Genomic DNA, 15,115 nt, shown 5'->3' on the forward strand with positions numbered 1-15,115 from the left:
CTATCCATAGAACATCAGCGCTCACAAGGATGTCTCTCCTTCACCTCGTCCAACGATAAAGAGAGTGTGCCTAAGCCCATCCAGGGGGACGCGGATTGCTGTGTCCGCATGGGGTACTGGAGAACCGTCCAGTGTCACAGAGAACGGGCCTTCGGCCATATCCACAGCCCTCTCGACGCGGATGTCGTATCGGGTATCGCCCATCCTGATCGTCGCCTCGAACTGCGGCCATGATTTCGGCATGCAAGGTTCGACGACGAGGACGGTACCCTCCCGGTGCAGGCCGAGGATGCCCTCGATGCCGGCTCGGTACATCCAGGCGGCGGAGCCGGTGTACCATGTCCAGCCGCCGCGTCCGACATGAGGGGCGACCGAATAGACATCGGCGGCGATCACATAGGGCTCGACCTTGTAGCGCGCTACCGCCTCGGGCGTGCCTGCGTGATTGACCGGGTTCAGCAAGGTGAAGAGATCGTGCGCCTTGTCGCCATCGCCCAGTCGGGCGAAAGCGAGGATCGCCCACATGGCGGCGTGGCTGTACTGGCCACCGTTTTCGCGCAGGCCCGGCGGATAACCCTTGATGTAGCCGGGATCACGCAGGGTTGCGTCGAAAGGCGGCGTGAACAGGAGGGCGAGGCCGTCGTCCTTGCGGATCAGATGGGTTTCCAGCGACGCCATGGCGGCGGCGGCGCGGACGGGATCGGCCGCACCGGACAGAACCGCCCAGGACTGGGCGATGCTGTCGATCCGGCATTCGTCACTGTCCTTCGAGCCGAGCCATGCACCATCATCGAATGTGGCGCGTCGATACCAGTCGCCGTCCCAGGCTTCCCGTTCGATGGAGACCTTGAGGCTTGCGGCATGCGCCTTCCAGCGCGCGGCACGTTCGGGATCGCGGCCCTCGGCAAAAGGCGCGAAAAGGTCGATCGTGCGGATCAGCAGCCAGCCGAGCCAAACGCTCTCGCCCTCGCCGCCCTCGCCGACCCGGTTCATCCCGTCGTTCCAGTCGCCGGTACCCATCAGGGGCAGGCCGTGCCGACCGGTGAGCGCGACGGCCTGGTCGAGGCCGCGGGCGCAATGTTCGAAGAGGGAGGCGGCCTCGCCCGTGGACGTGGGTTGGAGGAAAGCGTCGTGCTCTCCTTCGGCAAGGTCCGGGCCTTCCAGGAACGGGACGGTCTCGTCGAGGATCGCCGCATCGCCGGCCGTTCCGACATAGGTGGCGGCGGCGAAGGCGAGCCAGACCCTGTCGTCGGAAATCCGGGTGCGAACGCCCGCGCCCGAATGGGGCAGCCACCAATGCTGCATGTCTCCCTCGGTGAATTGCCGTCCGGCAGCGCGCAGGATATGCACCCGCGCCTCCTGCGGCCGGGCGAAGGTCAGCGCCATGCCGTCCTGCAACTGGTCGCGGAAGCCATAGGCCCCGCTTGCCTGGTAGAAGGCCGAGCGCGCCCATATCCGGCAGGCGAGCGTCTGGTAGAGCAGCCAGCCGTTCAGCATGATATCCATCGCCCGGTCCGGCGTTTTGACCTGCACGGTCTCCAGCAGCGTCTGCCAATGGCCGGCAACATCGGAAAGAACCGCATCGAGGTCGGCGGCGCGGTAGCGGGCGATCAGCGCACCGGCCTCCTCGCTCGAAGCGGCCTGGCCGAGGAAGCAGGCGATCTCGATGCTTTCACCCGCGTCCAGTTCGATCGTGCATTGCAGCGCGGCGCACGGATCGAGGCCCGCGCCTACCTTTGCACCGAGCGGCATTCTCGTCCCGAGAGCCGCGGGCCTCGCGGAACTGCCGTTTCGTCCGAGGAATTCCGTGCGATCGGCGGTCCATGCGGTCTGCCGGCCGCCAAGATCGGCAAAGGCGACGCGGCTGGGAAAGCCCATAGCCCACCCGTTGCGTGCGAAGATCGCCCCCGTTGCCGCATCGACGGATGTGGCGATGAACGGTGCGCTTGCCCCCCGCAGGGTGCCGAGCACCCATTCGGCATAGCTGGTGACCGAAAGCCGGCGCGGGCGCGACGAACGGTTGGTCAGCGTCAGCCGCGAAATGCGGATCGGATCGGCGAGCGGCACATAGGACAGCAGCTCGCTTTCGATCCCGTGCGCGCGATGGCTGAAGCGGCTGTAGCCGAAGCCGTGGCGCGCCACATAACGCCCTTCGTCCCGGATCGGCTGGGCCGTCGGGCTCCAGAGGTCGAGCGTCTCCTCGTCGCGGATGTAAAACGCCTCGCCGGAGGGGTCGCCGACCGGATCGTTGGACCATTGCGTGATCTGGTTCTCGCGGCTGTTTTCGGCCCAGCTATAGGCGCTACCGTCGGCCGACACCTGAAAGCCGAAAGCGGGATTGGCGATGACGTTGATCCAGGGCATCGGCGTCGTCGCGCCGTTTTCCAGCACGGTCACATATTCCGTGCCGTTCCTGCCGAAGCCGCCCAACCCATTGAAGAATTCCAGCGTTTCCGGCTGCGCGACCATCTCGGCCGAAGCCGTTCGCGAAAACCGCGGCGGCGGTGCAGAAGAGTGCTCGATGCCAGGGGAAAGACGCGCGAGCTGGTCGGCGATGAGGCCGCGGTGGGCTGGCAGCACGACGCGCGCGGTCGCGTTCAGAAGGTTTTTCGTGTCCTGGCTCAGGAAATCGGCGCGCAGCACATGAACCGCGCCCTGCGCCGGCATGTCGCCGAAGCGCGGGCGGGACTGGCTGGAGCGCACGGAGGCTTCGACGGCGTTCTGCAGGTCCTGCACATAGGAGGCGGCGCGCTCGTTGACGATCACCAGATCGACGGCGAGCCGCTTGATGCGCCAGTATTCGTGGGCGCGCAGCATCTGGCGCAACTGAGGAAGGTCTTCGATATCCTCGATGCGCAGGAGCACGATCGGCAGGTCGCCCGAGATGCCATAGGGCCAGAGGCCGGACTGCGGGCCGGCACCGGCGAGAATGGCGTCCGAGGCCGGGCGGAAGCGCGCGTCGGCATAGAGGATGGGGGCTGCAAGACGCTGGAAGTCCGCTGCCTCCTCCAGGTCCACATCGAGATGGTGAAGCTGCACCTGCGCCTGCGTCCAGGCCAGCGTCTTCGCCCGGTCGAAGGCATTCTTGTCATGATGCTTGTCGATGCGTTCGAGGAGTTCTTCCCGCGACCCTGCGACGATCGTCCAGAAGGCGACCCGCGCCACCTTGCCGGGAACGACCCGCACGCTGCGGCGCAGCGCGAAGATCGGATCGAGGACGGTTCCCGCCGTATTGGAAAGCGCCTCCCCGTCACGGATGGCGGCGGCGGTGGCGACGGAGCGGCCGCGCCCGAGGAAACGGGCGCGATCGGATTCGTATTGCGGAGCGTCAATCGCATCGCCCTCGACCACGGCGAAATGGGCGGCCCAGATCTCGGCTTCCGAGGGCACTCGTCGCCGCCGCGTGGCGACGAGTGCGCCATATTCGGCCAGGTGCTCGGTCTCGACGAACATCTTGGCGAAGGCCGGATGCGCATTGTCGGTCGCCGCGGTGGCGAGCACCAGTTCGGCATAGGAGGTCAGCTCGATCTCGCGCACCCGCCGTCCGCTGTTCGTCAGGCAGATGCGGCGCACCTCGCCGTCGTCCTCACCGGAGACGATGACGTCCATTTCCGTCGTCAGCGTCTCGTCATGGCGGATATATTGCGCATGATCCTCGCCGAAGACCACCGAGGCGTCGGCCTTGTCGCCCATGGATGGGACGGCAGGGGAGAAGACCGTGCCGGCCTGCATGTCCTTGAGGAAGATGAAGCTGCCGCAATCATCCCGGGTCGCGTCCTCGCGCCAGCGCGTGACGGCGATGTCGCGCCACCGGCTGTAGCCGCCGCCCGAGGCCGTCAGCATCACCGCATACCGTCCGTTGGAGAGCAGGTGCGTGACCGGCGCGCCGGTAGCGGGTAGCGACAGCCGGCGGACCGAGGGCGCGGGGTTCAGCGAAATGCCCGCGGATGCCTTGACCTCCTCGGCACGCGGGCGGGCGATCGCGACATCGCGCGGCATGCGCTCCGACAGCAGCAGTTCGCTGGCCATGATCATAGGCTCACGGTGGAACCGCGCCCGCATGCGCCCGTCCTGCAGGAGGACGGCGATGGCGACGATGGTCATGCCCTGATGGTGGGCCATGTAGCTGCGGATGATCTCGACGCTCGCATTTTCGGGCAGGCGGGCGCGGGTGAAGTCCAGCGCCTCGTAGAAACCGTGTGCGCCGCGGGCACCCATGGCTTCGAGACGCCGATAGTTGTCGAGCGCGGCATGGGGATCGACCATGGCGGCAAGACCGGTGGCATAGGGCGCGACGACCATGTTGCCCGACAAACCGCGCTTGAGCCCCAGCCCCGGCACGCCGAAATTGGAATATTGATAGGTGAACTCGATGTCCCGCGCATTGAAGGCGGATTCCGATACGCCCCAGGGCACGTTCCGCGACCGCCCATAGGCCTCCTGGCGCGCCACGATGAGCCGGTTCGTGTCGTCGAGCAGGCTTCCAGCAGGCGCGCGCATCACCAGCGACGGCATGAGATATTCGAACATCGAGCCCGACCAGGAGATCAGCGCCGAGCCGCTGCCGAGCGGCGTCGCCGCCCTGCCGAGGCGGAACCAGTGCCGCGTGCCGACATCGCCCTTGGCGATGGCGAAGAAGCTCGCAAGGCGTGCTTCGGACGCCAAAAGGTCGTAGCAGTTGGGGTCGAGGCCGTTGTCGGCGAGCGAAAAGCCGATGGACAACAGCTTCCTGTCGGGATCGAACAGGAAAGCGAAATCCATGTCGAGCGCCATGGTGCGGGCCGTGTCCGCAATGGCCTGGAGCCGGCCCTTCACGGCGGCGGGATCGTCGCGGAGCGCCTGCCGGTCGCGCGCCGACTGGCTGACGGATCGTCTCAGCGCCGCGATCCAGAAGACGAGATCGACGGCCGCGCCGTCCTCTGCCAGCCCCGCCAGTTCCAGTGCCTTGTCCAGCAGGCGCGTCAGTGCCGGCGTTGCAGCGTCGATGGATTGCGGGCCGCCCACAAGGATTTCGACCTCGTCGAGAATGGACGAAAGGTCGGCGCGGTGGTTGCCGGGCGCGTCCGCAAGGGCCGTGCGGGCAAGCGCCAGCGTATCGCCGAAACCCTCGCCGTTTTCCGCCGGAGGCATCTCGGCCCACTCCTCGCAGGCATTCGCCAGCGCGATCAGGTGGCCGGCGAGATTGCCGCTGTCGACGGAGGAGACGTAGGGCGGATCGAGGGTCCTCAGATCGCGCGTATCGTACCAGTTGAAGAAATGCCCGTTGAAACGATCGAGCGTCTTGAGCGTCGTGAAGCTCGCTTCCAGCCGTTCGAGCGCCTCGAGGGTTCCCACCCAGCCGAAGTCGCGCGCGGCGACCGTCGAGAGAAGATAGAGGCCGATATTGGTCGGCGAGGTGCGGTGGGCGACGGCCGGCAGCGGCGTTTCCTGAAAATTGTCCGGCGGCAGCATGTTTTCCAGCGGCGTGACGAAGGTTTCGAAGAACCGCCATGTGCGTCGCGCGACGAGCCGGAGTTCCACCGCATCGGCCTGCGAAAGCGCCTTGCCCGGCCTTGTCGTCGGCGACCGGCTGACCCAGAGCGCGATGGCGGGCGCGGCCAGCCAGAGCGCGGACAACAGCAGCGCCAGAGGCCAGGAGGCCGGCGAGAACGCGATGGCGGCCGCCAGAAGGACCAGTGCTGCAACGGTTCCGCCCGCCATGTCGCGGTAGAAACCGGCAAGCGTCAGCCGTGTCCGATTTCCCGATGTCGCCGCGGTCGTCCATTCCAGCAGTTTCCGGCGCGTCACCAGCAGGCGGCTTGCGGTTCGCAGCATGGCATCGCAATTGCGCCATGCCTGGTCGGGCAGGAAGGCGAGGCCGAGCGCGATCTGCATCGCCGCGAGCTTCAGGTCGCCGGCCAGCCTGACGGCATGGCTGCTCAATTGCAGGCCGCTGCGGCGCGGCAGGATGGCGAAGGCCAGCGGCAGGAACGCGGGGATGGCGATGCAGGACGCGATCAGCAGCGCCCCCGTCATTCCCGCCTGCAACGGCATCGCGCAACAGGCCACCAGGGCCGCGAAGGTCGAGGGCGCGATCAGGGTGCGGCGCAGGTTGTCCAGCATCTTCCCGCGGCCGAGCGCGGGAAGCGCCCGCCGCCCGAAGATCCAGGGCAGCAACTGCCAGTCGCCGCGCGTCCAGCGGTGCTGCCGCCGTGCGGCGACGTCGTAGCGCGCCGGGAAATCGTCGACCACCTCGACGTCGGAGGCGAGCCCCGCCCGCGCGAACGTGCCCTCGAAGAGATCGTGGCTGAGAAGGGTATTGTCCGGAATGCGCCCGGCCAGCGCCGCCTCGAAGGCATCGACGTCGTAGATGCCCTTGCCGGTATAGGAGCCTTCACCGAACAGGTCCTGATAGACGTCTGAGACGGCCGCCGCATAGGGGTCCATGCCGCCGGGCGCGGAAAAGACCCGCTGATAGAGCGAGCCTTCGCGCCCGACCGGAAGCGACGGGGTGACACGCGGCTGGATGATCGCATAGCCGTCGACCACCCGCTGCTGCCCGGTATCGAAGCGCGGCCGGTTGAGGGGATGCGCCATCTTGCCGATCAGCCGCAGGACCGTGTCGCGCGGCAGTCTTGTGTCCGCGTCGAGGGTGATGACATAGCGCACGTCCGGCGGGACGGACGGCGGCTTTCCGCCGAGCGCCATGAAGCTGGTGTCGGTGGCGCCGCGCAGCAGGCGGTTGAGCTCGTGCAGCTTGCCGCGCTTTCGCTCCCAGCCCATCCAGACGTTTTCGCCGGCATTGAATCGGCGCTTGCGATGCAGCAGCAGGAAGCGGTCGCCAGCCGGGCCCGGTCCATGCCGCCGGTTCAGCTCGGCCATGGTCTCGATGGCCAGCGCAAGAAGCTCGCCATCGCCCTCGGCGCTCTCCTGCGAGGCGTCACAGCCATCGGTCAGCAGCGCGAAGCTCAGGTCGCCGCCCGCGCCGGAGAGATGATGGACCTCCAGCCGTTCGATCTGCTCCAGCAGCTCGGCGCGACCAGTCATGAGCGTCGGCACGACGACAAGCGTGCGCGATGACTGCGGGACGCCCTGCGCGAGTTCCAGTCCCGGCAGGCTCGTCGCGCCGTGGCTCCAGCTCACGAAACGGTTGACGAGCGCCGTTGCGATATCGCTCGCCGGCAGCAGCGCCAGAACGGCGAAGACGATCATGCCGAGCGCGGAAAGGCCGCTGGCGGACAGCAACCACAGCGCAAGGGCGAGACACATCGTTGTCACCACGCCGATCGCCCCGGCATAGCCGGCAATACCAGTGTGCGCCACCAGCCGCCCGGCCATCAGGCGGCGGGGCTGGCGGAAGCCGATGGTGCGCTCGAAGGACGGCCGCCCTTCCGCGATCAGGTGGTAGCCGGGATCGCCCACGCGTTCGACCTGCGAGGCGGTATCCCCCACAACCGGCGCTGTCTGTGCCGCTTTCACCGCCAGCCCGGCAATGTCGAGTTCCGACAGGTCTGAGCCGCGGGCGAGGTCCTCGATGGCGCTGCGATAGAGGTTGCGTGTAGCGAAATCCATGCTGCCGAAGGCACCGTCGGCGGACAGGCGGGCATCGACGAGGCTGACTCTTTCGAAGAGATCGGCCCAGTCGACATCGGAGATCAGCCGCATGCTGGTGATGATGTTGCGGACCGTGACGTTGGAAGCGCCCTGGCGTTGCTGGGCATGCCGCACGACGACGTCGACCGACGTGCCCTGCCTTGCCAGCTTCGCCTCCAGCCAGCCATGGGCCGGCGTCGTGCTGGGGTCATGATCCCGCAGGCGTTTCGCAAGCTGGGCCGCGACGAGCTCCGGCAAGGGACCGTCGGAAACGGTTCGCAGCGCGTTGTCACGGGTGTCGTCTGCAAGCAGCCGGTCGGCCAGCGCGTCCGCCTGCGCGCGCATGCCGCGCCCGGCGGTGATCTGGTCCGCCAGCCTTCGCAGGTTTTCGACGAGTACGATGCGCAGGGTGATCGCCACGGCCCACAGCTCGCCGATCGTCAGCGGCTGGACCTTCTGATAGGCGGCGATGAACCGGACAAGCGTCTCGGAATCGAAATGGCTGTCGGTATGCGCGACAAAGGCCCAGGCGATGCCGAACACGCGCGGATACCCGGCGAAAGGCCCCTCGGCGAGCTTGGGCAACTGCCTGTAATAATTGGGCGGCAAATCGTCGTGGATCTCGCGGATCTGCTCCTCGACGAGATGATAGTTGTCCAGCAGCCATTCCGCTGCCGGCACGACGCCGTGCTCGTTCTCGACCTCAAGCGCGCTGGCACGGTAGGCTGCAAGCAGGACGGCCGCGTTGTTCTTCAATCGCTTGTGCAAGGACTGGACCGAGGGCGGCCGCCGCGTCACCGGTTGCGCCAGCGCGAGGGTCGTCGCATGCTGCTCGAGCCTTTCGACCCCGAACAGCTCTTCGCGCACCGGTGCCGGATCGTTCCACGGCGCCCGCGACGTTCGGCCGACCCCGAAAGCAAGCGAGCGAAGCACGCCCTCGCCTTTCCCGCCCTCAATCGCTCGCGGTTCGGGGACGGATTTGGCACCCGCCTCGGGATAGGACACGGCTTTGGCAACAACCCTTTCCACCACCGCGGTTTCCGAGTTGCCGGCGTCTTCGACGCCACGCTTCTGGTTTCTGGCCATGACATTTCCTTCGCCCGGACGCGGCCAAGCAGCCGGCCAGGCAAGGCCCGGCGGTCATTGTTGGATTGAGGGTCGGCGAGGCGCGCTAGCGCATCCTGCGGATCAGCCGAAATCGGCGCGCGTCAGGACATAGATCGGCCGGCGAGCGCCGGAATAGGCGCGCCGCGCCGCCTTGTAGACAGAAACGCGGGCATCGTCGAAAGCCCTGAGATAACCGGCTTCGGACGTCACTCCCGGAAACAGGTCCGCCCCCGCGAAGAACGGAATCTCAAACATGCCGTCATGACCAATGAAGCGGATACGCTTGCCGGCCTCTTCATAGCTTCGGCTTTGGTTTGGAAAACTGAGACTCATGAGAACTCCTTGCGATACGTGGATGACGTGTCTCCTCAACGCGAAGATTTCGACACCGATCTGCGAGCATTCTCGCCAGATTAAAGAAGAAAAAACTACGAACCGCCTGTCAAACGGCATAATGTTCTGAAATTCAGAAAAAAAATAAAGCTTGCAATTGCAAATCTCTATAGGGACCGCGCGACGCGTGGAGCTTTAAATCCGAAATCATCATAGCACGGAAATGCGAGTTCTAATTTTTTATTTTTACATAAAAGAAGACAGCGGAATTTTATCTGTTATTTCGTTTCCGGTCAGAGCGCCAAAGCGAAAAAATCCAGCTGGATTTCCATTGTCTTGGCAAAATTACCGTGTCGCCGGACCGCCACAGCCTCAACGGATGCCTCCAAACGAACGCAATTGATTTCTTGCCAATACAGCGGAGGCGGTTCATTGTGATTGCTCCAGCAGCCATCTTACGGGCGCTGCTGTTTAAGGGTTGATTACCCTGGCCCCAAAGCGAGGAGGACATCATGTCTTCCATCTTCCACCATCAGAACAAACATCGTTTCGCAGATCTGATCGGATACGCTGTATCCGCGGCAAGTCTTGCGATGATCCTCTACATCCTGATCGAAGGATGGGTATGATGATCCTTGTCTTCAAAGGCGCCTTGACGGATGCAAACCGCCGGCAAACCGCTCTGCGACAAATCCTCAAGGACGCAGACTACGAGACCCAGAACCTTCTCGCCAAGTCTGGCGTAGAGAATAGAGAAGTCCGTCACCTCGGTCGCCTGATACAAGGGGCGATGATCGGCACCGATAAATATCCTCTTTCGCAGGCGTCCCGACGCAAGAACCGTAACATCGGTCTCGACGTCTGGGAAAACGAGGGCGGATCGGCGAGCCCAAATCGCGCGGAAGAATAGGCACCCGCCCATGCGGGTCTTCACGCACATATATCCCCGTCAGGACGGGCAGAGCGCACTCACCAGGTCCGGCGCAAATTGGAAAGCAACGGAAATGACCGAAAGAACCACGGAAACCGAAATCACTTTCATGCACCCGTTCAACCTCAATTCCCTGGTCGAGCCGCTGGAACCCGGCACCTATCGTCTCGTCGTGGACGAGGAGCTGATCGAAGGCCTGAGCTTCACCTCTTACCGGCGAGTGGGTACTCACCTCGAGGTTCCCGCAATCGCGGTGAAGATTGCCAAGCGGCAGTTCCTGCAGGTGTCGGCGATGGAAATTGATGAAGCATTGGTGCGCGATGCGAAAATCCCCAAGTCCGGTGCACCCGCCACCCCATAAAACGCGGACCGTTCGGTGTTATCGACAGCCCTCCCGGCGCCGCTTGCCCCACCGTTATCGGGTGGTGGAATGACTATATTTTCCGTCCGGCATGTCACCTCCTACCGGTATAAAGGCGCGTGGGGTTTGGGGAGCACAGACTGCTGTTCCGGCCAAGGGACAGCTTCGATCAAACGCTTCTGAGTTCTCACCTGAAGGTCGATCCGGAGCCCGCGCAAAACCTGCCATTCGGTTTCCCACCGCAAGCACGAACCCGCTTGGCGGGAGGGGCGCCTTGGCCTGAGATGGCGTAGTATTCGTAGCCTTTGAGCAGGTAGCGGCCGGCAAGCCGACCATGGAGGCAGGACTACATTCGTCACGTCCGGCGCTTCGCCGCGCTTCTCGGACGCTCGCCCGACACCGCGACGCCGGAGGACATCCGCCGCTTCCGGCTAGTACTGCAGTCGCATGCGGAAATCCTTGCAAGGAATGCAGCGGCAGCCATCACCAGGCTCATAGGGCGATGCCAACCGTGCCAGGATCGCGCCTCGCAATGATCGAGACCGAGATCCGTCTTTGGCGCGCAGGAAGCATTCCTCGATCGTCCAGCGTCGCCTAAACAGGGAACGTTGGTGTCGGCGCTGAAGCACCGGTATTCAGGTGAAACTGAGTACTTATTCCAGAGCCCTTGCAAAGACCTCCATGGTTCCGATCCCACTGATCGATGCATCGATCCGCGCCCCTGCAGATACCGGCGACACCCCATCGGGGGACCCGGACATGAGCACATCCCCAGGGTGGAGAGTATAGATGCTCGATGTGTATTCAACGAGCTGCTGTATGTTTAATATCAATGATGCAGTACTAGCATGCTGCATGCATTTTCCATCGACGGATAGCATAAGCTCCACAACGTTGGGATCCCCCAGTTCGTCCGGAGTAACCAACCACGGGCCTAGCACGGAGAAACTGTCGAACGACTTGCGGAAACTTCTGTCCTGCGTGCCTCGCGCGGTCATGTCTAGACCGATGGTGTAGCCGGCAATGTAGCCGAGCGCATCTTTCTCCGAGATGGCGAAACCTTTTCGGCCAATGACAACGGCAAGCTCTATCTCGTGCTCGACAATCCAGCCGGGCCAGTCGGCGATGACCCCTTCGCCGGCCCCGCATATCGAGCTGGTTGCCTTCAGAAACATGCCAATGTCCCGCGCGGTCCTTTTCGGCGTCGATCCGTCCTCGGGCATGAAATTGGCGGGGGCACCGATGATCTTTGAAGGGTTGGCAACCGGGCTCAGCAGCTTGACGTCCTGTACACGATGCACTGTGCCCGGCAGGTCAAGCCCATTTAGCGCTTCGAGTATCACAGGAAGGTTTTCGATGAGCAGATCGCCATGCGGCGCCGGCCAGCGAATGCTGGGCAGGAGATCGAGCACGTGCGTCACATCACCGATCACCTCTCCTTGCACGAGACCGAGGCGATTGTCGTTAAAACGGCAGATCTTCATTACGCTGTTCCGCCATCGGCGCAACGATTGATCCCGGCATAGCGCAATGCCGCAACCCGCGTGGCATTGGCCCCTTCCAGCAGATACTGCGCATCGCCACCGACACTGAAGAAGGAAAAACCCATGGTGGAAAACGTCTCAATCAGTGAGGGATCTGCGCAATCGATTCCCGCGACCTTGCCCGCCTGTTGTGCCGCGCGTGCGACGTCGGAGAAGGCCGAAAGCATTGTGGCCGACATGCTGCCGAGCGGCTCCCCGAGAGAGTCGGCCAGATCGGTTGGGCCGACATAGAGCAAGTCCACGCCATCGATAGCGGCAATCTCGCGCATTGAAGACAGTCCGTCACGCGACTCTATCTGTACGATCAGTTCGGTCCGGCGGTTGGCTTGTTCGAGGTAGCTGCCGAACTGTGCGTAGTAGCGTGACGCTCGCAGCGGGCCGATGCCGCGCCGTCCCAGCGGCGCATATTTCGCGGCGTCCACTGCGGCGCGGGCCTGGGTGACGCTTTCGACCATCGGGACCATGACGGCCCATGCACCCTGGTCCAGGCCCGCCTTGATATATTCCGGCCGATTGGCGGGGACGCGATAGACAATGCTGCTGCCCGCCGCCTCGACGGCGGGAGCCAGTTCATGCAGGGCGTGAGGCAATACCTGCCCGTGCTCGCCGTCGATGAGCAGGAAGTCGAAGCCTGCAAGCGCGATGATTTCCACCATGGCCGGATGATGCAGTGAAATCCAGGTCCCGATGCGCATCGCCGATGTCGGTTCGACGTTCATGTTTTTGGTCATGGGATTGTTCTCAAAGCGTTGGAGGGAAGCGCGTTGTCGATCTTGCCAGAGCGCGCGTTGAGGAGATTGGTCAGCCAATCCGGATTCATGTCAGGAACGGAAGAGAGAAGCAGTTCGGTATAGGCCGGCGATGGTCCCGACAGGACGTCATCACGATCACCCTGTTCGACCACCTTGCCTCGATGCATGACCACCACCTGGTCGGCGATCGCCCGCACCGTCGCGATATCGTGGGTGATGAAGAGATAGGTAATGCCCTTCTCTTCCTGTATCCTCATCAGCAACTTGAGGATGCCTTCCTGGATCACCTGATCCAGCGCTGACGTGACCTCGTCGCAGATGATGAGATCGGGATCGGCCGCCAGAGCGCGAGCAAGATTGACGCGCTGCTTTTGCCCTCCTGACAGTTCCCGCGGCAGCCGATTCACAAAGCTCGCATCGAGTTCGATGAGATGCATGAGTTCGCCGAGCTTCCGGTCTCGCTCCGTCCCCCTGAGCCCCAGGAAGAATTCGATCGGCCGGCCGAGTATCTCCCGCACCGTCTGGCGCGGATTGAGCGCGGTATCGGCAGACTGATAGACAAACTGAATGCGGCGCAGCAACTCCTTCGACCGCCCGTCGAAACGGGTCGGCAGGGCTTTCCCGCCAAGCAGAATCTCGCCCGAATGTGGAGGAAGGAGCCCGCTGACGACGCGACCGAGCGTCGACTTGCCCGAGCCGGATTCACCGACGAGCGCCACGGTGTGCCCCTTGGGCACGTCGATCGAAATGCCATCGAGCACGTTGTGGCTGATGCCGGCATAGCGTGCCGAGAGCCCGCGTATGCTCAGCGCGATCTCGCCCGCACGCCGCACAGGCTTTTCGATGTTGCGAACCGCCCAGAGCGTCTTCGTATAGTCCGCCTCTGGCGCTGCCAGCATCTTGCGGGTCGCAGCCTCTTCCACGAGCTTCCCGTGGCGCAGCACCATGACGCGATCCGCCATCTGGGCGACCACGGCCAGATCATGACTGATGTAGATGGCTGCCGTATTGAATTCCCTGACGACCTTGCGGATGGCGGCCAGGACCTCGACCTGCGTCGTGACGTCGAGCGCGGTGGTCGGCTCGTCGAAGACGATCAGATCCGGCCTTGTCGACATCGCCATCGCAGTCATGATGCGCTGCAATTGCCCGCCGGACACCTGATGCGGATAACGCAGGCCAATTGTTTCCGGATCGGGAAGCTGCATGCGCCGGAACAGCTCGATCGACGCCGCCTTCGTAGCGTCGATCGATGACGCATTACGCGCCGTCGAAGTCTCGATCGTCTGATCAATCAAACGATGCGCCGGATTGAAGGATGCCGACGCGCTCTGGGCGACATAGGCGATACGCGACCCGCGCAGCGCTCGGCGATCCCTCTCGTTCATCGTCAGCAGGTCGCGGCCATCGAACTCGACGACGCCGGACGTGACACGGCACCCCTGACGGAAGTAACCGAGTGCCGCAAGGCCCAAGGTCGACTTTCCGGCGCCGGATTCGCCGATGAGCCCGAGGACTTCGCCACGCCGAAGCGTCAGATCGACGCCCGAAACGATCGGCTGCCATGTCTCGCTGCTCTTCGCCTCGATGCGGAGGTCGCGGATGCGCAGAAGGGTGTCATCCGGCGCGGATTTCCCATCCTGACCTGCAGGAACCTTATTCATCGCGAATACCACTCGAGAGATCCAGGAACCAGTCCACGACAAAATTGACCGCGATCGTCAGGAGCGCGATGGCGCCTGCCGGCAGAAGCGGCGTGATGTCGCCATAGCTGATGAGCGTTGCGTTTTCCCGCACCATGGAGCCCCAGTCGGCTGTCGGGGGCTGGATTCCTATGCCGAGAAACGACAGTGCCGAGATGCTCAGGAAGACGAAGCAGAAGCGCAGCCCGAACTCGGCCACCAGTGTCGGCGCAATGTTGGGCAGGATTTCCCGACGCAGGATCCAGAACGTCTTCTCGCCCCTGAGCCTGGCGGCCTCGACGAAGTCGGTCACCGTCACATTGATCGCTACCGCCCGCGTCAGCCGGAACACACGCGTTGAGTCCAGCAAGGCGATGATGACCACCAGGTTGATCAGTGACGATCCGAAGATCGACAGCAGGATAAGTGCCGATATGACTGACGGTATCGACATCATCGTGTCGACGACGCGAGAAAAGACCTGGTCGAACCATCCGCCGAAATTGGCCGCCAGAATACCCAGCGTGGCACCGGTAAAAAAGGACAGCATCGTGGTGGCGATCGCCAGCCCCATCGTATTGCGGGCGCCGTAGATCAGGCGGGAGAACATGTCGCGCCCCAGTTGGTCGGTTCCCAGCAGGAACTCGGAACTCCACATGGCAAACGCCTGGTCGGAGACGACGGCGGATTCGTGATAGGGCGCAATTAACGGCGCGAAGAGTGCCACCAGGAGGTAGATCGTGATGACGACGCACCCGATCAGGGCAGTAACGGGTGCCTTGGCCAGCATCTTGCCGATCGCCCTCAGCGTGAAGCGGGCGGGCCGCGGGGGA

At 63.7% G+C, this 15,115-nt stretch carries 8 protein-coding genes and 2 pseudogenes; 3 read left to right on the top strand and 7 right to left on the bottom strand.

Going from position 1 to position 15,115, the window contains the following annotated elements; all coding sequences use genetic code 11:
* Positions 1–21: 21 nt before the first annotated feature.
* Positions 22–8,658, bottom strand: a complete 8,637-nt coding sequence (locus AB3G45_RS05150) for a glucoamylase family protein (protein WP_367829560.1) — start codon at positions 8,656–8,658, stop codon at positions 22–24.
* A 102-nt stretch (positions 8,659–8,760) separates the two neighbouring features.
* Positions 8,761–9,012: a DUF1488 family protein gene (locus tag AB3G45_RS05155; RefSeq protein WP_130520967.1), complete on the bottom strand. Its 252-nt coding sequence runs from the start codon at positions 9,010–9,012 to the stop codon at positions 8,761–8,763.
* 628 nt (positions 9,013–9,640) lie between these two features.
* Here AB3G45_RS05155 and AB3G45_RS05160 point away from each other — a divergent pair.
* The 3 genes and pseudogenes from AB3G45_RS05160 to AB3G45_RS05170 all read left to right on the top strand — a co-directional run.
* Positions 9,641–9,922: a hypothetical protein gene (locus AB3G45_RS05160; protein ID WP_367829561.1), complete on the top strand. Its 282-nt coding sequence runs from the start codon at positions 9,641–9,643 to the stop codon at positions 9,920–9,922.
* 94 nt (positions 9,923–10,016) lie between these two features.
* A complete protein-coding gene (locus AB3G45_RS05165) occupies positions 10,017–10,304 on the top strand; it encodes a hypothetical protein (RefSeq protein WP_367829562.1) in 288 nt (95 codons plus the stop codon).
* A gap of 69 nt (positions 10,305–10,373) precedes the next feature.
* A pseudogene (locus AB3G45_RS05170) lies at positions 10,374–10,516 on the top strand (transglutaminase N-terminal domain-containing protein); the annotation flags it as partial.
* Between the two features lie 143 nt (positions 10,517–10,659).
* Here the strand turns inward: AB3G45_RS05170 and AB3G45_RS05175 are convergent.
* The 5 genes and pseudogenes from AB3G45_RS05175 to AB3G45_RS05195 all read right to left on the bottom strand — a co-directional run.
* Positions 10,660–10,860: pseudogene (locus tag AB3G45_RS05175) on the bottom strand (IS701 family transposase); the annotation flags it as partial.
* Positions 10,861–10,957: 97 nt separating this feature from the next.
* Positions 10,958–11,788: a fumarylacetoacetate hydrolase family protein gene (locus AB3G45_RS05180; RefSeq protein ID WP_367829563.1), complete on the bottom strand. Its 831-nt coding sequence runs from the start codon at positions 11,786–11,788 to the stop codon at positions 10,958–10,960.
* Positions 11,788–12,579 carry an HpcH/HpaI aldolase/citrate lyase family protein gene (locus AB3G45_RS05185; protein ID WP_367829564.1) on the bottom strand — a complete coding sequence of 264 codons (792 nt, stop codon included), beginning with the start codon at positions 12,577–12,579 and terminating at the stop codon, positions 11,788–11,790. The genes AB3G45_RS05180 and AB3G45_RS05185 overlap by 1 nt, the downstream gene beginning before the upstream one ends.
* A complete protein-coding gene (locus tag AB3G45_RS05190) occupies positions 12,576–14,264 on the bottom strand; it encodes an ABC transporter ATP-binding protein (protein WP_367829860.1) in 1,689 nt (562 codons plus the stop codon). Before AB3G45_RS05190 ends, AB3G45_RS05185 begins: the two co-directional genes overlap by 4 nt.
* Positions 14,257–15,072, bottom strand: a complete 816-nt coding sequence (locus AB3G45_RS05195) for an ABC transporter permease (protein ID WP_367829861.1) — start codon at positions 15,070–15,072, stop codon at positions 14,257–14,259. The genes AB3G45_RS05190 and AB3G45_RS05195 overlap by 8 nt, the downstream gene beginning before the upstream one ends.
* Between the last annotated feature and the right edge of the window lie 43 nt (positions 15,073–15,115).

Source organism: Shinella sp. S4-D37 (assembly GCF_040812195.1).
Classification (GTDB): domain Bacteria; phylum Pseudomonadota; class Alphaproteobacteria; order Rhizobiales; family Rhizobiaceae; genus Shinella.